The organism is Streptomyces sp. NPDC048671 (assembly GCF_055587045.1).
Genome location: NZ_JBVJHB010000017.1, coordinates 166,342 through 189,436 on the forward strand (window position 1 = coordinate 166,342; position 23,095 = coordinate 189,436).

18 protein-coding genes, 2 tRNA genes, 1 pseudogene and 1 riboswitch are annotated in these 23,095 nt (G+C 70.9%); of the genes and pseudogenes, 10 read left to right on the forward strand and 11 right to left on the reverse strand.

Going from position 1 to position 23,095, the window contains the following annotated elements:
- The 3 genes from ACZ6S6_RS31040 to ACZ6S6_RS31050 form a co-directional block, all read left to right on the forward strand.
- Positions 1 to 215: hypothetical protein (locus tag ACZ6S6_RS31040; protein WP_469708082.1), on the forward strand; the 215-nt coding region annotated here is incomplete at its 5' end.
- 312 nt (positions 216 to 527) lie between these two features.
- Positions 528 to 2,156, forward strand: a complete 1,629-nt coding sequence (locus ACZ6S6_RS31045) for an amino acid permease (RefSeq protein ID WP_469708084.1) — start codon at positions 528 to 530, stop codon at positions 2,154 to 2,156.
- 92 nt (positions 2,157 to 2,248) lie between these two features.
- Positions 2,249 to 2,321, forward strand: a tRNA-Lys gene (locus ACZ6S6_RS31050).
- Positions 2,322 to 2,577: 256 nt separating this feature from the next.
- Here the strand turns inward: ACZ6S6_RS31050 and ACZ6S6_RS31055 are convergent.
- The 6 genes and pseudogenes from ACZ6S6_RS31055 to ACZ6S6_RS31080 form a co-directional block, all read right to left on the reverse strand.
- Positions 2,578 to 3,135, reverse strand: coding sequence for a flavoprotein (locus ACZ6S6_RS31055; protein WP_469708086.1), 558 nt, complete (start codon positions 3,133 to 3,135; stop codon positions 2,578 to 2,580).
- Positions 3,132 to 3,266: pseudogene (locus ACZ6S6_RS31060) on the reverse strand (heavy metal transporter CzcB); the annotation flags it as partial. The pseudogene ACZ6S6_RS31060 and the gene ACZ6S6_RS31055, both read right to left, overlap by 4 nt.
- Positions 3,266 to 4,414 carry a tetratricopeptide repeat protein gene (locus ACZ6S6_RS31065; protein ID WP_362960195.1) on the reverse strand — a complete coding sequence of 383 codons (1,149 nt, stop codon included), beginning with the start codon at positions 4,412 to 4,414 and terminating at the stop codon, positions 3,266 to 3,268. The pseudogene ACZ6S6_RS31060 and the gene ACZ6S6_RS31065, both read right to left, overlap by 1 nt.
- Positions 4,398 to 4,796, reverse strand: a complete 399-nt coding sequence (locus tag ACZ6S6_RS31070; RefSeq protein ID WP_362960198.1) for an effector-associated constant component EACC1 — start codon at positions 4,794 to 4,796, stop codon at positions 4,398 to 4,400. The genes ACZ6S6_RS31065 and ACZ6S6_RS31070 overlap by 17 nt, the downstream gene beginning before the upstream one ends.
- Complete coding sequence (locus tag ACZ6S6_RS31075) at positions 4,789 to 6,090, reverse strand: serine/threonine-protein kinase (protein ID WP_362960201.1); 1,302 nt, start codon at positions 6,088 to 6,090, stop codon at positions 4,789 to 4,791. Before ACZ6S6_RS31075 ends, ACZ6S6_RS31070 begins: the two co-directional genes overlap by 8 nt.
- Positions 6,091 to 6,373: 283 nt before the next feature.
- Entirely contained in the window at positions 6,374 to 6,784 is a 411-nt protein-coding gene (locus ACZ6S6_RS31080) for an SHOCT domain-containing protein (RefSeq protein ID WP_362960204.1), read from the reverse strand.
- Between the two features lie 209 nt (positions 6,785 to 6,993).
- Here ACZ6S6_RS31080 and ACZ6S6_RS31085 point away from each other — a divergent pair, with 209 nt between their 5' ends.
- Positions 6,994 to 7,215, forward strand: a complete 222-nt coding sequence (locus ACZ6S6_RS31085) for a hypothetical protein (protein WP_363075701.1) — start codon at positions 6,994 to 6,996, stop codon at positions 7,213 to 7,215.
- 52 nt (positions 7,216 to 7,267) lie between these two features.
- A complete protein-coding gene (locus ACZ6S6_RS31090; protein ID WP_362960210.1) occupies positions 7,268 to 8,518 on the forward strand; it encodes an SPFH domain-containing protein in 1,251 nt (416 codons plus the stop codon).
- A gap of 92 nt (positions 8,519 to 8,610) precedes the next feature.
- Here the strand turns inward: ACZ6S6_RS31090 and ACZ6S6_RS31095 are convergent, their stop codons facing one another.
- Positions 8,611 to 8,934: a hypothetical protein gene (locus tag ACZ6S6_RS31095; protein ID WP_362960213.1), complete on the reverse strand. Its 324-nt coding sequence runs from the start codon at positions 8,932 to 8,934 to the stop codon at positions 8,611 to 8,613.
- 335 nt (positions 8,935 to 9,269) lie between these two features.
- Here ACZ6S6_RS31095 and ACZ6S6_RS31100 point away from each other — a divergent pair.
- The 4 genes from ACZ6S6_RS31100 (at position 9,270) to ACZ6S6_RS31115 (ending at position 13,543) form a co-directional block, all read left to right on the forward strand.
- Positions 9,270 to 9,343, forward strand: a tRNA-Met gene (locus ACZ6S6_RS31100).
- 243 nt (positions 9,344 to 9,586) lie between these two features.
- Positions 9,587 to 10,750: a PP2C family protein-serine/threonine phosphatase gene (locus ACZ6S6_RS31105; RefSeq protein ID WP_469708090.1), complete on the forward strand. Its 1,164-nt coding sequence runs from the start codon at positions 9,587 to 9,589 to the stop codon at positions 10,748 to 10,750.
- A 287-nt stretch (positions 10,751 to 11,037) separates the two neighbouring features.
- A riboswitch (cyclic di-AMP (ydaO/yuaA leader) is annotated at positions 11,038 to 11,191 on the forward strand.
- Between the two features lie 11 nt (positions 11,192 to 11,202).
- Positions 11,203 to 12,414: a M23 family metallopeptidase gene (locus ACZ6S6_RS31110; RefSeq protein WP_469708092.1), complete on the forward strand. Its 1,212-nt coding sequence runs from the start codon at positions 11,203 to 11,205 to the stop codon at positions 12,412 to 12,414.
- A gap of 184 nt (positions 12,415 to 12,598) precedes the next feature.
- Positions 12,599 to 13,543 (forward strand): aldo/keto reductase, encoded by a 945-nt coding sequence (locus ACZ6S6_RS31115; protein WP_469708094.1) that lies wholly within the window; start codon positions 12,599 to 12,601, stop codon positions 13,541 to 13,543.
- A 14-nt stretch (positions 13,544 to 13,557) separates the two neighbouring features.
- On the opposite strand, the gene ACZ6S6_RS31120 is transcribed toward ACZ6S6_RS31115, so the two are convergent.
- The 4 genes from ACZ6S6_RS31120 to ACZ6S6_RS31135 all read right to left on the reverse strand — a co-directional run bounded on the left by ACZ6S6_RS31120 (position 13,558) and on the right by ACZ6S6_RS31135 (position 19,386).
- Entirely contained in the window at positions 13,558 to 15,258 is a 1,701-nt protein-coding gene (locus ACZ6S6_RS31120; RefSeq protein WP_469708096.1) for a PrsW family intramembrane metalloprotease, read from the reverse strand.
- Positions 15,259 to 15,449: 191 nt separating this feature from the next.
- A complete protein-coding gene (gene trmB / locus ACZ6S6_RS31125; protein ID WP_469708098.1) occupies positions 15,450 to 16,352 on the reverse strand; it encodes a tRNA (guanosine(46)-N7)-methyltransferase TrmB in 903 nt (300 codons plus the stop codon).
- Positions 16,345 to 17,601, reverse strand: a complete 1,257-nt coding sequence (lhgO, locus tag ACZ6S6_RS31130; protein WP_362960225.1) for an L-2-hydroxyglutarate oxidase — start codon at positions 17,599 to 17,601, stop codon at positions 16,345 to 16,347. The genes trmB and lhgO overlap by 8 nt, the downstream gene beginning before the upstream one ends.
- Positions 17,602 to 17,736: 135 nt before the next feature.
- Positions 17,737 to 19,386: a sporulation protein gene (locus tag ACZ6S6_RS31135; protein WP_362960228.1), complete on the reverse strand. Its 1,650-nt coding sequence runs from the start codon at positions 19,384 to 19,386 to the stop codon at positions 17,737 to 17,739.
- A gap of 1,528 nt (positions 19,387 to 20,914) precedes the next feature.
- On the opposite strand from ACZ6S6_RS31135, the gene ACZ6S6_RS31140 reads away from it, so the two are divergent.
- Positions 20,915 to 23,026, forward strand: coding sequence for an asparagine synthase-related protein (locus ACZ6S6_RS31140; RefSeq protein WP_469708099.1), 2,112 nt, complete (start codon positions 20,915 to 20,917; stop codon positions 23,024 to 23,026).
- The last annotated feature ends 69 nt before the right edge of the window (positions 23,027 to 23,095 follow it).

Here is a 23,095-nt window from a genome sequence, read left to right on the forward strand (position 1 = left end):
GTGACGAGCGTCCCTCCGGTGGCTTCCGCTCCGGCGGCGGCAGCGACCGCCCGACCGGTCGCCGTGACGACCGTCCGGCGGGTGGCTTCCGCGCCGGTGGCGGCAGCGACCGCCCGACCGGTCGCCGTGACGACCACCGCTCCACGGGCACCGGCACGAGCACCGGTTCGTTCGGCCGCCGCGACGACAAGCCGCGCTGGAAGCGCAACGGCTGATCGTCCGACCGCCTGACCGCTGATCAGGGCCCGCACACCACTGAGGTGGTGTGCGGGCCCTGATCTTTGTTTTGAGCGCGTTTCGATACTCCCTCGCGGGTGCTGTGAGCCGGTCTGCGGGTGGCCGGGGTGGCCGGGGTGGCAGGCACGGACGTGGTGACCTCCATCGGTGGGTCGGACCCGGTCCAGCGGGACATGAGTACCGGTCAGTCGAGGCCTGAAGCCTGTCGGGGCGCCGGCCGGGGACCTGACGGTCCCGCGCGGCAGGCACCCGGTGCATGTCGGGCCTCCGGCAAGGGAATCGCTGGGGGCATGACAAGCAATCCCGGCGGTGCCCCGTCCGACGACCCGCCCCCGACCGCCGCCTCCGACGGCCCGCCAGACCTCCCACCCGCTTCTACTCCCGCTCCCGCTCCCGCCTCCGCCTCCGCCTCCGCTTCCGCTTCCGCTTCCGTCTCCGTCTCCGACGAGGAGCGGCTGGCCGAACTCGGCTACACGCAGGTCCTCGCCCGCCGGATGTCGGCGTTCTCCAACTACGCGGTCTCGTTCACGATCATCTCGGTGCTCTCCGGCTGCCTGACGCTCTACTTGTTCGGCATGAACACGGGCGGCCCGGTCCTGATCACCTGGGGCTGGGTCGGTGTCGGCCTGATGACGCTGTTCGTCGGCCTGGCGATGGCCGAGATCTGTTCGGCGTACCCGACGTCCGCGGGCCTCTACTTCTGGGCCCACCGGCTGGCTCCGCCGCGTTCGGCGGCGGCCTGGGCGTGGTTCACGGGCTGGTTCAACGTGCTGGGCCAGGTCGCGGTGACGGCCGGGATCGACTTCGGGGCGGCGTCGTTCCTGGGTGCCTACCTGAACCTCCAGTTCGACTTCCGGATCACGCCCGGCCGCACGATCCTCCTCTTCGCCGCGATCCTGTTCCTGCACGGCCTGCTGAACACTTTCGGGGTACGGATCGTCGCGATCCTCAACAGCGTCAGCGTGTGGTGGCACGTGTTCGGCGTCGCGGTCATCGTGGGCGCGCTGACCTTCGTACCGGACTCCCACCAGTCGGCGTCGTTCGTCTTCACGAAGTTCGTGAACAACACCGGTTGGGGCAGCGGCTTCTACGTGGTGATGATCGGGCTGCTGATGGCCCAGTACACGTTCACCGGGTACGACGCCTCTGCCCACATGACGGAGGAGACGCACGACGCGGCGACGGCCGGGCCGCGCGGCATCGTCCAGTCGATCTGGACCTCCTGGATCGCCGGCTTCGTCCTCCTCCTCGGCTTCACCTTCGCCATCCAGTCCTACGACGGCGCCCTGGCCTCCCCGACCGGCGCCCCGCCCGCCCAGATCCTCCTGGACGCCCTGGGGGCCACCACGGGCAAGCTGCTGCTCCTGGTGGTGATCGGCGCCCAGCTCTTCTGCGGCATGGCGTCCGTGACCGCCAACAGCCGGATGATCTACGCCTTCTCCCGGGACGGCGCCCTCCCGTTCTCCCACATCTGGCACACGGTCAGCCCCCGTACCCGCACCCCCGTGGCGGCGGTCTGGCTGGCCGCCATCGGCGCGCTGGTACTGGGCCTCCCGTACCTGATCAATGTCACCGCGTACGCGGCCGTCACCTCCATCGCGGTGATCGGCCTCTACATCGCCTACGTCATCCCCACCCTGCTCCGCCTCCTGCGCGGCGACGACTTCCGGCGGGGCCCCTGGCACCTGGGCCGCTGGTCACGCCCCATCGGCATCGTCGCGGTGGTCTGGGTGGCGGTCATCACGATGCTCTTCATGCTGCCACAGGTCTCACCCGTCACCTGGGAGACCTTCAACTACGCCCCGATCGCCGTCCTTGTGGTCCTCGGCTTCGCCGCCACCTGGTGGCTGGCCTCGGCCCGCCACTGGTTCCTCAACCCCGATCACAAGCGCACGATCACCCGCAACACCCCTCGCTGAGCGGGGCCCACCACCACGATGACGGGGCCCGGCAACCGATACCCGATCGGCGGCCGGGTCGCGGCGGGCTATGCTCGGGGGTGATTCGCCGAGGGCCGTTAGCTCAATTGGCAGAGCAGCGGACTTTTAATCCGTTGGTTGTGGGTTCGAGTCCCACACGGCCTACCTCTGGCGGGACGGGGTTTTCCCCTCTGACCTGCTATTTAGTGCCTCGATCGGCTTTGGTCGATCGAGGCACTCTGTCTTTCCGCGGCTCGGGCGTGAGCGGATGGCCTGGCAGCAGGCGCTATCTGCGTGGCGCGCATGCGCGAGCCGGGTCGGCCTGAAGCCAGTGAGTCATGCCGCGAGCGGCTCAGGGCGAGGCGACGGCCGGGCAGCAGCTCCTCTTCCGCCGCAGGCACCGCCAACACGGCGGCGCTGATCAGGCCGGTGCGGACAGCTTGGGAGTAAGCAGCTCCAGCGCCTCTTCCCAGCGGTACTGGTCCGCGCCACCGCCGGCCTTCGGCTTGTGGGCCTCGTACGAACCGATCAGGACGCCCATCTCTCGCAGCCGCTCCAGGCTCTGGCTGTATGCGGGATGTGCGGCCTGCGCCGAGTTCAGGTAAGGCATGACGGCAGTAGGGATGCCGAACCCGTACGCCTCGCACAGGATGCCCAGCGCCAGGGTGTCCGAGATGCCGGCAGCCCATTTGTTGATCGTGTTGAAGGTGGCCGGGGCCACCGCGATGGCGTCGGCGGGCGGCAGCGGGCGAGGGTCGCCGGGCGAGCGCCAGGCCGAGCGGATCGGGTAGCCGGTCTGTGTCTCGACCGCCTCGGTGTCGATGAAGCCGAGGGCCTGCGGGGTGGCGACGACGCCCACATCCCAGTTCGCCTCCTGGGCCGCAGAGATCAGGATGCCGACGTCGCCGGCGATGCCGGAGGCGCACACGACGACGTACAGGAAGGGCTTCTTGGTCTGCCGGTCCGGCTGATCACTCATGCGGGGGCTCCCAGTTGACGGCTGAAACGGTGCAGTTCCGGCAGCGTACGACGGCGGTCGCGGGCGGCCATGTCGGCCACCAGCTCACGGACGGCTGGGCGACGGATGTCTAGACCCTGGGCCATACAAGTCATGTCGCAGGTTGACGGGCGGTTCCGTTCTGGTTGAGGTCCAGAGCGTGTTTGAGCACCTCACATGCCTGGAGGTGGTTACCGGATTCCTGCAGCAGATTGGCGAGTCGGCGGCAGACCAGCACAGCTTCCGGGCCGCGTGTCTTGTGCGTCTGGTGGAATGCCTGCTCCAACACCTCGATCGCCTCCCTCAGCTGACCGGCGTCGGCCAAGGCCTCGGCGAGTTCGAGCTGCACGGCGAAGGCGTTGCTCTCTCCGCCCGGCGCCTGCTCGTCAAGTGCCAATCTCAGCACTGGCAGTGCGTCACGGTTCCGCCCTGCAGAACGCAGCAGGCGGGCCAGATTCAGCCCGGAGGCTATCAATGCGGCGCGAACATCAGCGTCCACGACCGGGCCCGCCGGAAAGTGACGGTCAGCGCGGGCTCGGTTGCGGACAAGTGGCAGACGCCCTATGTCGTTCTCCTGTGAACGCTGCGGCCTCGGCCGGTTCTTTGCCAGCAGCCGTTCGTCCAGCACCCGGTAGATCGTGTTCAGGTCAATGAGTTCCGCTCCGCCGGCTACCCCTGTCCGCATCAAATGCAGCAGCTCGCCGGTGAAGGCGGTATGAACCTCGCCTTCCGGAGACAGGGCCAGCTTGTTCTTCGGCGAAGCCGTCAGCACGTACGCTCCGTCTACTGCCACGCGAATGGCCAGTGCGTCTCCATCGCCCGCGAGCGTGCGGGCAGCGCGCCCGCTGAAGCAGCAGTCGAGCACGATCACCCGACGACGGGCCCTGGACGAACGGATGGCAGTTCGCAGATGCTCGTAGGCCACCGCGGTGTAGCCGGTGTTCTCTCGCGAGCCGGTCAGCGACAAATAGAGGTCTGCGGTGTCGGCGTCGCGCAGTCCGTGACCCGTGTAGTACACGAACAGGGTGTCGGTGGCCTCCTCCGCCGCAACGTGTACCGGATCCAGCATGGCTGAACCGTCGTCGGGGTCCAGCACGACGGTGCAGTGCAGTTCAGGCAGTCCCCAAAGCATTGCGTTCCGCAAGGCCTCGGACAAGTCGCGCAGGTTGGCCTCCACCGCAGGCAACTGTTCGAGGCTCCGGTAGGAGCGCGTGCCGATGAGTACGGCCCTGGACGCGGCCGGGTCAGGAAGCCTGTTCATCGTCGGCCACGTCGTCCGGCTCCTGGTCAAGCAGCGCGATGATGCGCTCCGCTACGTCGGCCGGTACGCCACTCACCGGAATCTCCACTTCAACCGGGCCCCTGCGCAGAGTGATCGCCGGCCGATTGCGTCTGGAGTCGCGCCACTGCAGAACGGATACGACCAGAGCTCCCGTGGAGAGGCCGGAGCCAATCAGTAGTTGCAGGACGTCGAAGCCGGTGCCCATGGAGCCCGGCTGCGCTGTTGTGGAGCCGGCAAGTTGGCCTCTTACTTCATGTCGCAGCGACTCATCGGCACCCACCCACTGGAGCAGCGAGCGGAGATCTTCCTCGCTCCCATCCGGATGTTCGTTCTCGGCGACGCGAATTTCGACTTCAGGCACTTGATACGTCCCTTCCTTGTTCCACGCGGGCGCTGACGCCGGAGAACAGTGCGAGTGCCTCCTCGCGCGCTCCGAGTCTCGCCAGGCACACGGCCTGCCAGTACTGGCTGCTAAGCGTCGTGGGATGGTCGGCGCCAAGTGCCGTGGTACATACCTGCACCACCGAGGTGAGCACGTGGACGGCTTCCTGTAACTCTCCACGCAAAACGAGATTGACCGCCTCTCTCTGGCGCGATATCGCGTTCTCGGCCGTCATGCTGCCCAGAACGGTCTGACGGGTCACGTCGCTCAGGGACAGCGGCAGCCCGTGATCAGGCCGCAGCTCCACAGCGGGACCACGGAAGAGGGCGGTATCCAGATACTCTGGATAGGAGGTTTCCAACCCGGAAGGGTTGTGAACGTACTCAACGGCCCCATCACGGATACACCGGTTCACCAGTTCACCGAGCAGCCGGGCTGCGTCCGGTCGCGTCTGCAGTGACAGCAGAACAGAGAGCGCTGCATCGGCGCCCTGTGGTCGCATGGACGGTTCCCGGGCAGACAGGGCATCCACTAATTCCGCCAGCTCGGGCAGGACCTGGTGGTGACTCCCGGTAAGTCGTAGTGCGCCCTCGTCGATGGCGCGTTCCACGACGGCACCGACGTCCTCGACCTCCGCAAGCGGCGGCTTACCTGTGAGCATCAGGTACATGCACAGGCCCAGGCCGTACAGATCGCTCGTTGGACCAGGCCGCTCACCGCGCATGATCTCGGGGGCCATGTATCGGGGGGTGCCGACCAACGCCCCGACCTTGGTGATAGCTGTGTCCTCAATCAGACGGACAAGCCCGAAGTCCTGCAGTACAACCCGCCCCTGGGTGGTGATCCGCACGTTCGTCGGCTTGACGTCGCGGTGCAGCACGCCTGCGTCGTGCGCCGCTGCCAAACAGGAGCAGACCCCGATGCCGATGCCCATAACCGCGGCATCTGGTAACCGGTTCTGCGAGGTCACCAACGTCTGCAGGTCAACGCCGTCGAGATACTCCATCACCAAGTACGGGGCACCCTCGAGTATTCCGAAGTCGTACAGCGTCGGCGCGCCAGGACCCGTGATCCGCGCAAGCGCCCGAGCCTCACGGCGAAACCGCTCTGACATGCCCTCAATGTCCATTGCGGCGGCCCCCACCGAAAGGATCTTCACGGCGACTCTGCGGTCGAGTACGGCGTCTTGCGCTTCATGAACCACGCCCATCCCTCCCGCGCCGATCATCCGCAGCAGGCGATAGCGACCACCGATCAATTCCTGGCTCGACATACCCACCCCCGTCATCGCTGCCCAGGATGATCCTGTCCCAGCGACGGGAACTGGGCAACCGTTTCCATGTACCCGGCATCTCGAGGCGACCGTCACGGACATCCGGTGTCCGGAATTTCAAAGTGGACCTTCGCCGGCCACCTCCGGCAGAAACCACGGGCGCGGCCCCACCGATCCTTTGAGATCCTCTTTGCGAGCGGGAAGCATGAGGAAGCCCCGGCCGCTGGAATTCACCAAGCCGGGCCGGGGCCGTTGCCGACGGAGTAGGGCGAGGACCCCGGGGTCAGACCAGGAGCTTCGTTTTCGCTTGGCGGTACTCCTCGTCCGTGATCGCGCCCTTGTCCTTGAGGTCGGCGAGTCTCGTCAGGTCGTCGACGTGGCTGTTCCTCGTCGAGCCGCCCGGGGCATCCGTGCCGGCCGCATCCCTCACGTACGCCTTGAAGGCCGCATCCCGTTCCCTGGCGTCCTTCGCGTCGCGCTTCCCCATCGATTTGCCGCGGGCGATCACGTAGACCAGGACGCCCAGGTACGGCAGCACCAGGGTCAGGATCAGCCAGCCGGCCTTGGCCAGTCCGCCCAGGTCGTCGCTGCGGAAGATGTCCATGATGACGCGGAAGAGAAGGAACATCCACATGACCCAGAGGAAGAACCAGAGCATGGTCCAGAACAGGTTGAGCAGGGGGTAGTCGTCCATCGTCCACTCCAGGGAGCCGCGCCGAATGGGTGAATACGAAATAATTGATACCACCGCATTTCGCCTCTCGCCCGGTGGGCTCCACGAGCGGTGCCGGCCGGGGTGCTGGGAGTACCGTGGACGTGTCGAGGGAGGCGTGAGCCTCCGGGAGGCGGTGCGCCTCGTGACTGTGATGACGTGTCCGCACAGGGACCCGCGGTGGTGTGCGCGTGCGCGCGGCGGATGAGTCCGGCCGGAGTCCGGTCGGCGCCGTCGGGCGGGTCACCGTGCCGATCCCGCCCGACGGGGCGGGCGAAGTGCTGGTCGCCGTGAGGGGCGGCTCCGAGGCCTACACCGCATGGTCGGCCACGTCGATCGGCAGGGATGTACGTGTCGTGGTCGTCGACCTGGTCTCGGCACGCACGGTGGTGGTGGAGCCCCTGCCGTCCTGACCCCGCGCCTGACCCCGCGAAGTGGCGTCCTACATCTGACAGGAGTCCGCTCATGTTGTTCTGGCACGTTCCCGCCCCCAACGAGGCGATGCTCATATCGGGTTCGAAGCGGCAGACGCAGGACACGCAGTTCCGGATCGTCACCGGCCACGGAAGCTTCGTCCTTCCCATCAAACAGAAAGCACGGATGCTGTCCCTCGCGCTCCGGGAGGCGGAGATCACCGAGGACTGCGTCACCCAGCAGGGCATCCGCCTCACGGTCCGGGCCGTCTCCGTCTTCAAGGTCGGCGACGACGCCGTGTCCATCGCCAACGCCGCGCGGCGTTTCCTGTCCGAGCAGGCCCAGATGGAGGAGCTCGTCGGCCGGATCTTCGCCGGGCACCTGCGGTCCATCGTGGGCGGACTGACCGTGGAGCAGATCATCCGGGAACGCAGCCGGGTCTCCCAGGAGGTCATCGCCGGCAGCCACGGAGAGATGGAGAAGCTCGGCATCGTCGTGGACGCCCTCCAGATCCAGGAGATCGACGATGCCACCGGGTACATCGAGAACCTGGCCGCCCCGCACGCCGCCGCGGTCGCCGGTCAGGCCCGGATCGCCCGTGCCAAGGCCGATCAGGAGGCCGCCGAACGCGAGCAGCAGGCCTCCGCGCTCAAGGCCGAGTACGAACGGGACACCGCGATCAAGAGGGCCGGTTTCCTCGCCGAGACGGAGCAGTACAACGCCCGTGCCGCCCAGGCCGGGCCGCTCGCGCAGGCCAGGGCGTCGCACGAGGTCATCGACGAGCAGACCGCGCTGGCCCAGCGCCAGGCGGGACTGGCCGCCCAGCGGCTGGAGGCGGAGGTCGGGCGACCGGCGGACGCCGAGGCCTACCGGCAGCGCACCCTGGCCGAGGCCGCTCGCGACCAGGTGAAGTTCGAGGCGGACGGAAGCGCGTACGCCGAACGGGCCCTCGCCCAGGCCCAGGCGGACGCCAACACGGCCCGCGCCGTCTCGCTGCGGGAAGGCAACCAGGAACTCATCGCGGCCAACCGCATCGTGGAGAACCTGCCGGCCCTGGCCGACGCGGCCGCCCGCGGGATGTCGGGAGCCAGCCTCACCGTGCTCAACGGCACCGACGGTGTCAACGAGATGGCGGCGGGCGTCGTCGGCCAGGGGCTGGCGATCCTTCAGTCGCTCCAACGCGGTACGGACACGGGGGCGACCCCGGACCGCGACATGCGAAACCGGAGCCAGGATCAGGACTCGGAGCAGGACCAGGACTCGGACCGGGACCGGACGCCCCGGATCGCCGACGCGGAATGACACGGGCGGAGACCGGGACCGACGGCCGGGACGGCTCGCGGAGTGGGCGCGGGAGCCGTCCCGGTACGGCTCCGGCTACGGCTTCGGTACGGCTACGGCTCCGGTACGGAGACGGGGGGCGCGGCCGCCTTCGCCGCCGCCTCCGCACGCGCGGCCGATGTGACCTTCCGGTGGTGCGCGAGGATTCCTATGAAGCCTGCGAGGAACCCGCTGACCAGGCCGGATACCGCGTGATTGACCGCGTTGGCCGACTCGCTGTCCGGCATGCCGATGATCGCGTAATTGACTCCCGCGCTCATCACCGCCCCGATCACTCCACCGATCACGCCACTGATGACGGCACCGCGCAGCGGTGAGGCCACAGTGGCTGCTGGGGCGGCTGCGGGAGCGGGGGCGGGAGTGATCGGTGCGGTCATCGGCGGAGGCCCTCCAGACAGGCTGCGATGAGAGACCGGGAGCGGCTTGCGGGGCGGCGCGGTGAAGCGGGCGGTCCCGGGTCTGCTCGCACGGGCAGCCCACCGGTCCGGGGGATGCAGCAGATACCTTGCGACAGAACACGTGTTCCTCGCAACACCTTCTCATTTTCGACACTTTGACTTCGACGCTTCGACGTTCGTGGCACGGTCACGTGGCTCGGCCCGTCGGAGGGCAGTCCAGGGAGGCTGTCGAGGGAGGGGAGCGGAGGGGCGGGGGGAGCGTGCGCGGGGTGGTCATGAGTGCGTCGAACATGCCGTAGAGTTGGGTTTACCGACGCGGGGTGGAGCAGCTCGGTAGCTCGCTGGGCTCATAACCCAGAGGTCGCAGGTTCAAATCCTGTCCCCGCTACTGAAGAATCAGGCCCGGCACGCATAAAGCGTGCCGGGCCTGATTCGTTTGTGCATGTGTACGTTCGCCGGGCCGCCGGGCCGCCGGGCCGTCAGGTCATCGGCCCGCCGGCCGGTGCGACGCGCGCCGTGCGCGTACTCCCATTGGCCGTCGAGGAGTAGCCCCGCGACCGCGCTCCGGGAAGTCTGGGGGCGGTGCGCGGTACCGTCCGCGGCCCTGAGCGCACCGGGCAGGAGAGCACAGGTGGGGAAGCGGGAGCAGCGGCGAGGGAGGCGGGCCGACCAGATCCGGAACCGCCGGTTCGTCCGGGCTCTGCCTGGCCTGATGATCATCGGCGCGTTGGTGTTCGACTTCTTCACCCCGGCCGCCTTCACCGCTGTCCCGCTCTTCGCCGCGGCCCCGCTGATCGCCGCGCCGTTCTTCTCGCTGGCGGGCACCATCCGTGTCGGAGCCGCCGCGTTGGTGGCCATAGCGGCGCTGCGGCTCTACCGCGGCGCCCTGTTCCAGGTCGTGCCGTCCATCGAGCTCCTCACGGTCCTCACCGTCTCCGCCCTCGCGGTCTTCATCAACGGCGTCGTGCGGCGCAGCAACGAGCAGCTGGCCTCCGCGCGGGTCATCGCGGAGACCGCCATGCGCGCGGTGCTGCCGACGCCGTCCGACCGGATCGGCGGACTGTACGTGGCCGCGCGGTACGAGGCGGCGCAGGCGGACGAGTTCGTCGGCGGTGACCTGTTCTCGGTCACGGACACCCCGTACGGGGTGCGGCTGGTGGTCGGGGACGTGCGCGGCAAAGGCCTGGACGCGGTCGAGGCGGTGGCGGTGATCATCGGCGCGTTCCGGGAGGCTGCCGAGCAGGAGCGGTCGCTGGAGGGGGTGGCTCAGCGGCTGGAGCGTGCGCTGGCGCGGGAATCGAGCAGACGCGGCGGCCTCGACGCGGTCGAGGGGTTCATCACCGCCGTCCTGGCCGAGATCCCGCCGGGTTCGACCCGGGTGCGGATCGTCAACCGCGGCCACCCCGAACCGCTGCTGCTGCACTCGGACGGGGTGCTGGAGGTGCTGCTGCCCACGCTGCCCGCGCTGCCCCTGGGGATGGACCTGGGCGTGTGGCCGGACCGTTCCGACGAGTGGGAGCTGCCCGCCGGGGCGACGCTCCTCCTGTACACGGACGGCCTCTCCGAGGCCCGTGACGCCGACGGGGTCTTCTACGACCCCGCCGAGCGGCTGCGCGGACGGATCTTCCCGGGTCCCGAGGAACTGCTGTCGACGCTGACCGATGACGTACGGCTGCACACCGGTGGGGTGACGACCGACGACATGGCGCTGCTCGCGGTCGTGCGCCCCACCGAGGGCCAGCCGGAGCGGCGCACGACCGTGAGGATCGTGGGTCTGGGGGGCGGCGCCGGGTGAAGGTGAAGGGGCGGACGGGGGAGAGGGTGAGCAGAGGTGAGGGAGAGGCCGCGGCCGATGCCACCGTGCGTAACCGTAAGGAACCCCTCCGCATAACATTTGACGCAACGTCAGAAAACGGATAACGATTGAGGGGCGATCAACTCGCCCGATTCCACCCGGTTGTGCCCCGTAAGTCCAGGCCAATGGCGCGAATGATCAGCTGGAACAGCTTGGAATCGGACCCGTGTGTCTATTAACGTTCGATAACGCAGCGCGGTTGTCCCAGCCGCCGTCAGAGGCGGCACCGTGCGCGAGCGCCGAATTCCGCAAGGGAACCGGGGAACCACCTACATGGGGTGAATCGGGCATCTCTGTCTTGTCGCGAGACGGAGGAACCCGTAGGAGACCTTCCTGCTCCGAACCCGTCAGCTAACCCGGTAGGCGAGAAGGAAGGAAAGGAGTGCGCCCCAGTGGCGTCCAACAAGCCTGCCCCCGAAGCCCCCTCCCGGTTCGTACCCGAACACGGAAATGACTTCGGAACCGGGCCCGGTGCCGTCTACGGCACCCACCACGGCACCACGTACGGCACCGCATACGGCACCCACCACGGAACCGCTTACGGGACCGAGCACGGAACCGCTTACGGAACCGATCGGGGCAGCGAGTTCGGCAACGGCTTCCCGGCCGACGAGACCGAGTCCGACAAGGCGTGGGAGGAATGGAATCCCACCGAGGAGTCCGTCCGCCCCGTACGCGGCAAGCACCGCGTCGCCAAGCAGCGCAATGGTCTCGCCCGTAGCTCCACCGTTCTCGGCGTCGGTGTCATCGCGGCCGTCGGCGCGGGCGGCATGGCCTCCGCGCAGAGCAAGCCGCCGGTTTCCATCTCTCTTCCCGACGCCATCTCGGACAAGCTCCCCGAGGCCAAGTCCCTGCCGGGCGTCGGCGCACTGTTCTCCAGTGGGTCCGAGGCGGAGCAGGCCGGGGCCGAGACCGCTTCCGCCCCGCTGACGACGGCCGGCATCACCACCACCGAGGCCGAGCAGGGCACGACGGACGCCGGCGAGGCGCTCCGCGCCCGCATCCTCCAGCAGGCCGAGCAGCAGCAGGACTCCGCCGACGCGGAGGCCAAGGCGGCCGAGGAGAAGGCCGCCGCGGAGAAGGCGGCAGCCGAGGCGAAGAAGCAGCAGGACGCCGCGGAGGCCAAGGTCGCCGCCGCGAAGAAGAAGGCGGAGGCGGAGGCGAAGAAGAAGGCCGAGGCCGCGCGGCTCGCCAAGCTCGCCGCCAGCTACGCCATCCCCACCTCCTCGTACACGATCACCTCGACCTTCGGCGAAGCCGGTTCGATGTGGTCCTCCGGCTACCACACGGGCCTCGACTTCGCGGCGCCGACCGGTACCCCGATCAAGGCCATCCACAGCGGCACCGTCAAGTCGGCCGGCTGGTCCGGTGCTTACGGCTACCGCACGGTCCTGGAGCTTGAGGACGGTACGGAGCTGTGGTTCTGCCACCAGTCCTCGATCGGTGTCGGCGTCGGCCAGAAGGTCACCACCGGGGACACCATCGGGCGCGTCGGCGCGACCGGCAATGTGACCGGCCCGCACCTTCACCTTGAGGTCCACACCCCGGACGGCACCGGGATCGACCCGATGACCTGGCTGCGTGCCCGGGGCCTGACGGTCTGAGCAGGCTGCCGCTGAACCCCGGCAGTCCTGACGCTCACCCCCCGACGTCGGGACTGCCGGTCCGCCGCTGCATCCGTATCCGTGTCCGTATCCCTGTCCGTGTCCGTGTCCGTATCCGTGTTCGTAGCTGTACACGGCACGGAATATCGGAATAGCGGAGGCGGTGGAACGAGTTGTTCCATCCATGACTTCTCTCCGCAAGCTCGGTTCGTCCAGCCTTCAGGTCTTCCCGCTCTCCCTCGGCGGCAACGTATTCGGCTGGACGGCCGACGAGGCGCAGTCCTTCGCCGTGCTCGACGCGTACGCGGCGGCAGGCGGCAACTTCATCGACACCGCGGACTCGTACTCCTCCTGGGTCCCCGGCAACGAGGGCGGCGAGTCGGAGACCCTCATCGGCAAGTGGTTCGCGGCGCGGGGCAACCGTTCCGACATCGTCCTGGCCACCAAGGTCGGCTCCCACCCCTCGTACAAGGGGCTCTCCCCCACCACCGTCAAGGCCGCGGCCGAGGAGTCGCTGCGCCGGCTCGGTACCGACCACATCGACCTCTACTACACGCACTTCGACGACGAGACGGTCCCGGTCGAGGAGATCATCACCGCCCTCGACCAGCTGGTGAAGGACGGCAAGGTCCGTGAGATCGCCGCCTCCAACATCGCCCCGGAGCGGCTCCGCGCCTCGCTGGACTTCTCCGAGCGCGAGGGACTGGCCCGTTACGTGGCCCTGCAGCCGCACTACAACCTCGTTTCCAGGGACACCTACGAGGGCGAGCTCCAGGACATCGCTGCCGGCGCCGGGCTCGCCGCCGTCCCGTACTACGCCCTCGCCTCCGGCTTCCTCACCGGCAAGTACCGCCCCGGTACGACCGTGGACAGCGCGCGCGCCGGAACGGCGGGCCGGCACCTGGAGTCGGAGCGCGGACAGAAGGTCCTCGCCGCGCTCGACAAGGTGGCGCAGGAGCGGAACGCCGAGATCGCGACCGTGGCCCTGGCCTGGCTGGCGGCCCAGCCGACCGTCGCCGCCCCGATCGCCTCCGCCCGTACGGTCGAGCAGCTGCCCGCGCTGGTGGCCGTCGCCGATCTGCGGCTCACGGACCAGGAGCTGACCGAGCTCACCGAGGCATCCGCCTAGAACCGTCCCACGACCTAGGTGTACTGATCCGGGTATTGATCCGGCGGGCTGTACGGCGCCGGGTTGTGGAGCGGCGCGTCGGACGGAGGCTGTGCGTACGGGGCCTGTGCGTACGGCTGACTGGTGTACGGCTGACCCGTGTACGGCGGCTGTCCGTACGCGGGTGGTTGACCGTACGGAGCCTGGCCGTACGGGGGTTGGCCGTACGGAGCCTGGCCGTACGGATACGTGGGGTGCGGGTGCGGGGCGTGGCTGCCGTAGGGCTGGTACGTCCCGTGCCCCTGGTATCCCCCGTGCCCCTGGTACGGCTGGGGCGCCGGAGGTGTGAACCGGGGGCGCAGGCGGCGCGTCGCCTGCGCCGCGTACGCCAGGGCGGGACCGGCGACCTCCCGGCGCTGCCACAGATGGTGCAGCAGCTCCAGCTCACGTTCGGCCAGGTCCGGGCCCGCCGTGCCGCGGCGGGCCTGCCGGCGCAGAAAGGCCAGCGACGTCGCGAACGACTCGTACTCGGCGACCGTGCGGGCCGCCGCCTTGCCCTGCGCCTTGGCCTGAGCCCTGGCCTGGGCGGTGATCGGGGCCGGTGCGTAGCCCCGGTGCCCGTACGGGCCGCCGCCGCCCACTGCCGTCGCCCGCCACCGGCGTGCCGTGTCCCTGGCCCTGCCGCGGGCCCGCATCGAGGACAGGGCGAGGGGTTCGGCGGGGGAGAGCCAGCCGGCCGCGGCGTAGGCGGGCAGCTCGACGGCCAGGGTGCGCAGCTCGCGCCGGCGGGACCAGATCGCCAGCCAGGTCACCAGGCCGAAGGCGGGCACCATGAACACGCCGTACACCGCGTAGAAACCGTACGGGCCGAACGTCGACGAGCCGTTCCACACGGCGTGCATGCCCATCGCGAGGACCAGGCCGAGCAGCGGCAGCGCGATGCGGCGGAACCGCTGGTGGTGTGCGCTGCTCGCGGCGATCCCGAAGCCGATGCCGGTCATGACGGTGAAGAGCGGATGCGCGAACGGTGACATCACCGCCCGTACGAAGAACGTCGCGACGGTCACCGACGCGAACCCCGAGCCCATCTGCTGGTCCTCGCCGAAGGCGTTGCCCAGATAGAGGATGTTCTCGGTGAAGGCGAAGCCCGTCGCGGCGAAGCCGGCGACGACCACACCGTCGACGATCCCGTTGAAATCCCGTCTTCGGAACAGGAAGAGCAGCAGCACGGCCGCGGCCTTGGCGCTCTCCTCGACGACGGGCGCTATGACCGTGGCGCCGAGAGTGTCCGCACCGCCCGGGTCGGCGGTGGCCGTGGCGATCCACCGGGTCGCGAAGGAATTCGCGAGTATCGCGACGAGGGCGGCCGCGCAGGCACCCCAGGCGAAGGCGAACAGCATGTTGCGCCACGGGCCCGGCTCCACCCGGTCCAGCCAGCGGAACGCCGTCATCAGCAACGGGACCGGCAGAACCGCCAGCCCCAGACCGACGAGGAACCCCTGAGTGCCCGTCTGGTCGCGGACCAGCGCGAGGATCACCAGGCCGCAGAGGGCCAGCACGGTGAAGACGGCGACGACGCGGAGCGTCCTGCTCCGCCACAGCATGCCGACGCGGCGCGGCCGGTAACGCCACTGGCCCCGCTCCGGCACGGCAGCCAGGATCTCGCCGACCCGCTGCTGCTCAAGCACCGGGACGGCCGGCTGTGACTGCCGCTGCTGGACAGAACCGTCGGACATCCCACGACCCTAACGAGGAGGACTGACAACGGCCATGGCGTGTGGCCGGTCCCGGCTCCTCCGGTTCCTGTCCGGGTTCCTGTTCGGGCCCCTGCCCCGGTCCCTGTTCGGGCCCCTGCCCCGGTCCCTGTTCGGGCCCCTGTCCCGGTTCCTGTCCCGGTTCCTGTCCCGGTTCCTGTCCCGGTTCCTGCTCAGTGGCGGGCGAAGAGCAGGTCGTGCACGACGTGGCCCTTGTCCAGGCCCTGTCCCTCGAACCGGGTCAGCGGCCGGAACGCGGGCCGTGGTGCGTAGCCGCCGTCCGCCGCCGTGTTCTCGAAGCGGGGGTGCGCGGTCAGCACCTCCAGCATCTGTTCGGCGTACGGCTCCCAGTCGGTCGCGCAGTGCAGGACCGCTCCGGGCCGCAGGCGCCGCGCCACCAGGTCGAGGAACTCCGGCTGGATCAGCCGGCGCTTGTGGTGGCGGGACTTGGGCCACGGGTCGGGGAAGTAGACCCGGAGCCCGTCCAGCGAGTCCGGTGTCAGCATCTCCCGCAGCAGGATGATCGCGTCGCCGTTGGCGACCCGGATGTTGGACATGCCGTTGCGGTCCGCGAGGCGGAGCAGATTGCCCTGGCCGGGGGTGTGCACGTCGACGGCGAGGATGCCGGTGCCCGGGTCGTCGGCGGCCATCTGAGCGGTGGCCTCGCCCATTCCGAAGCCGATCTCCAGCACCACCGGCAGCCCGTCGAACAGCTCGGGCAGATCGAGGACCCGCAGCCCGTCGATGTCCAGGCCCCACTTCGGCCAGAGCCGCTCCAGGGCGTCCTGCTGGCCGGGCGAGACCCGGCTGCGGCGCGGCTGGAAGCTGCGGATCCGGCGCTCGTGGTGCGAGCCGGCCGGATCGGCCGCGGGGCCGCCGGGAAAGCGGGGCTCCTGGCGCAGCCTGCGCTGGCGGTCCAGGGCCGCGGCACGCAGATCGTCCGGGATTCCGGCGGTGGCGGGTGCGCCGGGTACGTCGGGCACGGCGCCGGCTCCGGGCACGTCGTCCGCTGTCGGTTCGGCTCCGGGCGCGACGCCGCCGGGCGTCGTGGGGGAGGGGTTCATGGGCTCAGACACAATGCCCTGATTCTACGGCGGGCGGTCTCCACCCCGTCCCCCGCGCTCGCTGGAGCGCCCTGCGTGCCACCTCCCGCCCGATGGGCAGCGAGGCCGTGGCGGCGGGCGACGGAGCGTTCAGCACATGCACCGTGTGCGGGGCCTCACGGATCAGGAAATCGTCCACCAGGGTGCCGTCCCGGAGGACCGCCTGGGCCCTGACCCCGGCCGGGGCCGGCCGCAGATCAGCCTCCGTGACATCGGGCAGCAGCCGCCGCACGGCCGCCGTGAAGGCGTGTTTCGACAGTGAGCGGTGCACCTCGCCCACCCCGTACCGCCAGTGCCTGCGCGCTATCCGCCAGGAGCCGGGCCAGCTCAGCGTGTCCATCAGCTCGCGGGGGCGCACGACCGGCCAGCCGTAGCCCTCGCGGGCCAGCGCGGGCACCGCGTTCGGCCCGACGTGGACACCGCCGTCGTGGCCGCGGGTCAGATGCACGCCGAGGAACGGGAACGCCGGATCCGGCACCGGATAGACCAGGCCGCGCACCAGATCGGGCCTGGCCAGCTCGTAGTACTCCCCCCGGAAGGGCACGATCCGCATCCCCGGGTCGTCGCCCGCCAGCCGCGCCACCCGGTCGCATTGCAGCCCCGCGCAGTTGACCAGCACCCGGGCCCGCACCACCAGGCCGTCCGCCGTCCGCACCGCGACGCCCCACGGCCGCCGGTCGATCGCGCTCACCTCGGCGCCGAACCGGATCAGGCCGCCACCGGCCCGCACCTCGTCGGCGAACCGCTCGGCGACCGCGCCGAAGTCGCACACGCCCGTCGTGCCCACCCGGATCGCGGCGAGGCCGCGCACCCGGGGTTCGTACTCCGCGATCTGGGCCGGCCCCAGCTCGCGCACCGGCAGCCCGTGCTCGCGGCCGCGCTGCACCAGCGCGTGCAGCCGGGGCAGCTCGGCGCGCCCGGTCGCGACGATCAGCTTGCCGGTCACCGCGTGCGCGATGCCGTGCTCCCGGCAGAAGTCGACCATCTCGGCGGCGCCGCGCACCGCGTACCGCGCCTTGAGCGAACCCGGGCGGTAGTAGATGCCGCTGTGGATCACCCCGCTGTTGCGCCCCGTCTGGTGGCGTGCGGGGCCCCACTCCTTCTCCAGTACGGTCACCCGCGTGCCCGGAGCGGTCCGCGTGATCGCATACGCGGTCGACAGACCGACGATCCCACCGCCGATCACCAGCACATCGCAGTCGTACGCCGCGTGCGTCATCATCACGCCACCTCCCACCCCGATAGTGCACTGACCCACTGACAACGCACTCAAACCCGCGAGGGCCAGCGTGGCGCCCGCGAATCCGGCGGCACGGGGTACCGGGGCCGGGGACCCCGGCCCCGTCGACCGGACCGGCTACGCGGGGGCCACCAGCAGCGGGCGGGCGCGTTCCCGCAGCTCGGCGACGCGCGGTTCGTCCCCGTAGGGCTCCAGCCGGTGCAGCAGGTCGCGCACGTACTCGGTGGTCCGCGCCGACGAGATGCGGCCCGCCACCTCCACCGCGCGGGTCCCCGCCGCGCAGGCCGCGTCCAGGTTCCCCGACTCCAGCTCGGCGACGGCCGACACCACGAGCCGCAGCCCGTGCGAGCGGACGAACTCCTCGGTCGGCCTGGACAGCGCCTGCTCGGTGAAGCGCCGCACCTGTCGCGGCGCCTTCAGGTCGAGGTGACACTCCGCGGCGTCGGCCGCGAACCGGTCGTACGAGTAGAAGCCCAGCCACGACGGGTCCGCGTCGCCCTCCCGGGAGCGCTCCAGCCACCCCTCGGCGGCCTTCAGCGCGGCCCCCGCGGCCGGTGCGTCGCTCGCCTTGGCGTGGGCCCGCGCCTCCACCAGGCGGAAGAAGCTCATCGTGCGCGCCGTCGCGAGCCCGCGGTTGCGCTCCACGGCCGCCTGCGCCAGGTCGACGCCCTCGTCGGCGAAGCCGCGGTAGGTCGCCTGCAGCGACATCGAGGCGAGGACGTAGCCGCCGAGAGGCACGTCGGCCGCGGCACGCGCCAGGCGCAGCGCCTGGATGTAGTAGCGCTGTGCGGCCTCCTGCTGGCCGGTGTCGAAGGCCATCCATCCGGCGAGCCTGGTCAGTTCGGCCGCGGCGCCGAACAGCGCCCGGCCCACCTCGTCGCTGTACGAACCCAGCAGCAGCGGTGCGGCGTCGACCCGTAAGCACTCCGGGACCATGGACGAACGCCAGTCCCCGCCGCCGTACTTGGAGTCCCAGCGGCGTGCGTCCTGGGCGGCCTCCCGCAGCTTGGACACATCGCTGTGGCCGACCCGCAGCGGCGAGCCGCCGTGCGGGGAGTCGGGACCCGGCTGGGCCGGGATCGACACGCTGTGCCCCGGCACCGGTGGCGCGCCGTGCCCGTGGACCGGCGGCGCCCCCGTCTGACCGGGCACGAGCGGTGTTCCGGACAGGGTCTGCTGCCCCGGTGCGCCGGGCGGCGCCGCGGAACCGGGTGCACCCGGCGCGCCCTGCGCCCCCGCTGCGCCCCGTGCGCCCTGCGTGCCGAGTACCGCCGCCTCGGCGGCCGCCGAGGCGCGGGCGACCGACGGGTCGGCGGGGGATATCAGCCAGCGGGACGCGGGGGTGGCGTACGCACTCACCGAGAACGAGCCCGCCAGCGACTGCCAGATACCGCCGCTGCCGGCCCGCCGTCCGGCCAGATCCAGCCGGTACAGCTCGGTCGCCGAGCGGACCGCCTCACCCACATCGCGCGGGAACGTCAGACCGACCTCGGGCGCGGGGTCGGCGTCGGCGAGCCCGATCTCGTGCAGCGGGACCGGCCGGCCGAGCTTGGCGCCGATCGCCGCAGCGATGAGATGGGGCGCGGCGCCCTGCGGCACCATGCCCTTGGAGACCCACCTGGCCACCGAGGTCTTGTCGTACCGAAGTGTCAGTCCGCGCTGCGCCCCGAGGTCGTTGACCCGCCGGGCGAGCCCGGCGTTGCTGATTCCCGCGAGGGCGAGAACGGTTCCGAGCTTCTCGTTCGGCCCGCGTTGCTCCCTGGACATGCGCCACCCCTCGACACACAGACGGCAGCCGCGTCACCGTTGAGGCGCGCGGCATTCGTACCGTGTTCTCCCCAGGGACGAACCCCGGCACTCCGACCGCACACGCATTTGGCCGAGCCCCGAGGAATATGCCCCTGTGCTGAGAACATCAGTAAACCCAGCGTAGTTCGCCGCATCCCTACCGTTAAGGGGCGGACGTTCGTATGGCGGGATTGTTGTCCGTCCGGAGCCTTCGACGGCGATTGGCGGCCAACTGCGGCGAACGATGGGGACCCCGACGGCGCGAGGGGCCGGTGGGGCGGCCGTGGCGGCTGGTGGCGGAAGAAGAGTGAAGGCGGGGCGGAGAGGAAGCGGGGAGAACGGGGAGGAGGGGCGCGGTCCCCCGGACGCGCCCGGGGAGGGGGCGGGAACGGAGCCGGGGGAGGAGGCCGGGAAGGGGCGCGCGGGGGGATCGCCGGGGCGGCACGGGAGGCGGGGTGCGGGCATGGGGGCGGGCAGGTCGCGGGACGTGCGGCCGCACCCCTGCCCCACGCGCTGACCAGCCCGGACCCGTGTTCCCGGGGGGTACGGCCGTCCCCGGTCCGCGAGGTCCGGACGGACCTCGCGGGGGCCCCGTTCGAGGTGTCCCGGCGTGCTCCTCGTGTGTGGCCGTGCGCCCGGCCGTGCGCTCTGGCCCGGTCCGTACGGGAGCGCTTGCATGGGTGCTGCGTGGGTCGGCCCGCTGTACTGGACACTGCGGGCTGGGGGAAACTGCCGCCTCATTCCCCGCAGGCGGTGGACCGGTCCGGGAGGCGAACTGCGTCTCCCGGACCGTGCGTCGGACCGTGCGTCGGACCGTGCGTCGGACCGTGCGTCGGACCGGGAACGAGCGGCCGGGGCCGGTGTCGGGCCCGGTGTCGGGCCCGGTGAGGCCGCCTTCGCGCGGGAGGTCACACGGGAGTTCCGCCGGAAGCTCCGCGTGAGTTCCTTGCGAGTCCCGCGTGAGTTTCTGCGAGTTCGCGTGGGAGCGCGTGCCGTTCGGTCGAATCGTTCCTCCGGCTCCCCGAGGCGGTCTGCGGCAGCCCGCGACCCTGTCCGATGCGGCCGGAGCAATCCGGTACGTATACGGATGAAGGCGGGCGCGGTTTTCTGGCCTTCAGGTTCCAACGCGGCCTGAGATTGGCTGGATATCGCCGGTCGAGCGAGGTTGGGCGGACGGATTCGCGGACATCTCGTCGGCCGTCCGCGCGGGGCGTGCCCGGTGGCCGGATCCGGGCCGTCGAGGTGGTGCGCGCAAGAGGCAGCAACACGCGGAATCCGTAACTCCGTTGCTGTCGGGGCCGACGCGCGCGGGCGATGGGCCGGCCGGTGAGGCCGACAGCCCTCTCCGGCCTTTGCCAGGGGCGCATGCGCTCACGACGTGCGCCGTCCGTAGCCACTCCTGCACGCCGTTGTCGTGGCAGCATGTCCGCAACGGCGCCGCGCGTTACCGGAGTTCTCCCGATACCGCCCTGCCGCGCCGTTTTGTCCACAGCCTGTGGAGGCGGCGATGCGTTGGTTGGTGGGTTGGAGCAGTATCGCCGCGAGCTTCGGCACGGTCGGAGCGGTCGGCGCGCGTGACGACGGGCGCACGATGCACCCCGTGGGTTCCCAACTCCTCTGGGGGGACCCGGATCCGCTCTGGGCGGTCGGCGACTGGCGGCCCGACGAGATCCGCACCGTCCGGGTGGACACGCCCGAGGGGGCGCCCACGGCCCGGATCGCCGTACTCGGCTGCTGCGGCGCCACCGACGAGCAGCTGCGCGTCGGGCTGCTCGCCGCACGCGGCGGAGCCCTGCGCCACCTCACCGCCTGGACCGGCAGCTACACGGCCGTCGTCCAGATCGGCCGACGGATCACCGTGGTCGGCGATCTCGCCGGAGCCCGCCCCGTCTTCTACACACCCTGGGCCGGCGGCACGGCGTACGCCACCGCCGCGCTCCCCCTCGCCGACCTCATCGAGGCACAGCTCGACATCGGCCACCTCGCCGCGCTGCTCGCCTGCCCCGAAACCCCGGAGGCGCTGCGCGACGGCACCCCGTACGCCGGTGTGAAGCGCATCCCGCCGGGGCACGCGCTGATCCTCCGCGAGGGTTCGCGGGAGATCACCGGCTACGAGGCGGTGGCCTCCCTCGCCGTGGCCGCGCCCGAGCTCGATCCGGTGAGCGCCGTCGACGGGGTGCGCGACGCCCTGGTCGAGGCCGTACGCGCCAGGCTGCTGGCGCCCCGCCACGCCCCGGAGACCATGCCTCCCGACCCCGGACCGGTCCCCGGCATGGGCCCCGCCGAACGCCGTGCCGCCCGGGGCGCGCCCGTGCCCGGCATCGGCTCCGACCTCTCCGGAGGCAGCGCGTCGGCCACCCTCGCCCTGCTCGCCGCCGGGCTCCCCGGACTGCCCGGCACGCTCCTGGGCCACGGCACGGGAGCGGGTGAGCGGCTGCTCGCCGTCACGTTCAACGACCTGACCACCCGCGCCCACGAGGACGAACTCGAACGCGCCCGTGTCATCGCCGCCAACCCCCGGCTGCACCACGTCGTCGTCGCCGCGGGCGAAGAGGCCCTGCCGTACGCCGAGCTGCAGAGCGGCCCCCTGACCGACGAACCGGCCCCGTCCCTCGTCGACGTCGAACGCCACCGCCGCCGGCTCTCCGCGGGCAGCGCCGACCACTTCGTGGGCGACGGCGCCCGGCAGGTGCTCGACGCCCACCCGGCCCGCCTCGCGGACCTGCTGATCGACCGCCGCAGACGCCATCTGCTGCGCCCGGTCGCCGCACTCACCAAGGCCGAAGGCCCCTCCGCGCACTCCCTGTTCGTCCCGCTGACCGTCTACCGGGCGGCCCGGCGCCTCGCCCGTACGTCGTACCGCACCGGCCTCGAAGCGGCGGCCGTCCGCCTTCCCGACGCCAACCGCCTCACCTCCGACCTCGGCACCCCAGCGGACGCCTCGCTCGCCGCGCTGACCTGGTCGCGTCCGGGGCCCGCCGCCCGCTGGCTGACCGGGGAGGCGCTCGCTGAAGTATCGGTTCGCCTTCAGGAGGCGGCGATCCGCCCCACCTCCGTCCAGCGCCCCGGCGAGGCCCGCGCCAGGGCCGCGCTCGCCCGGAACGCCGCCGACCACCGGATCCTGGAGCAGGCCGCCGAGGTCCGCAGCCAGCGGCTGCACGCCCCCTTCCTCGACAACCAGGTCGTACGCGCCGCCCGCGCGCTCCCCGAGTCCCTCCGGGTCCAGCCGGGCGCCCGCGCGGCGATCCTGCGCCGGGTCCTGGCGGGCACCGGCATCCACGACCTGCCGCCCGGCTGGGGCACCCCCTCCCAGGCCACCTCGACCGAGGCCACCCGCACCGGCCTGCGCGCCTCGCTGCCCGAGCTGATCGCCCTCTTCGACGCCCCGTTGCTCGCCGACGCGGGCCTGGTCGAGGCCCGTGTCGTACGGAAGGCCCTGCGCGCGGCCGCCGAGGGCGAGCCCCTCCCCTTGGACGGCCTCGCCGACCTCGCCTCCACCGAACTGTGGCTGCGCCGTCTCGTCTCGCGCCGCGGCACCTGCTGGACGGGCACGGCGGCACCGCGCCAGCGCGCGGTCGCCGGCGGGGTGCTCCCGGCACGACGGACACTGCAGCCGTAGGCGGGGCGGCGGACGGCGGGGAGCGGGGAGCGGGCGGAAGGGCTCTCGGGCCGGCTGCCGTGGTCCGGC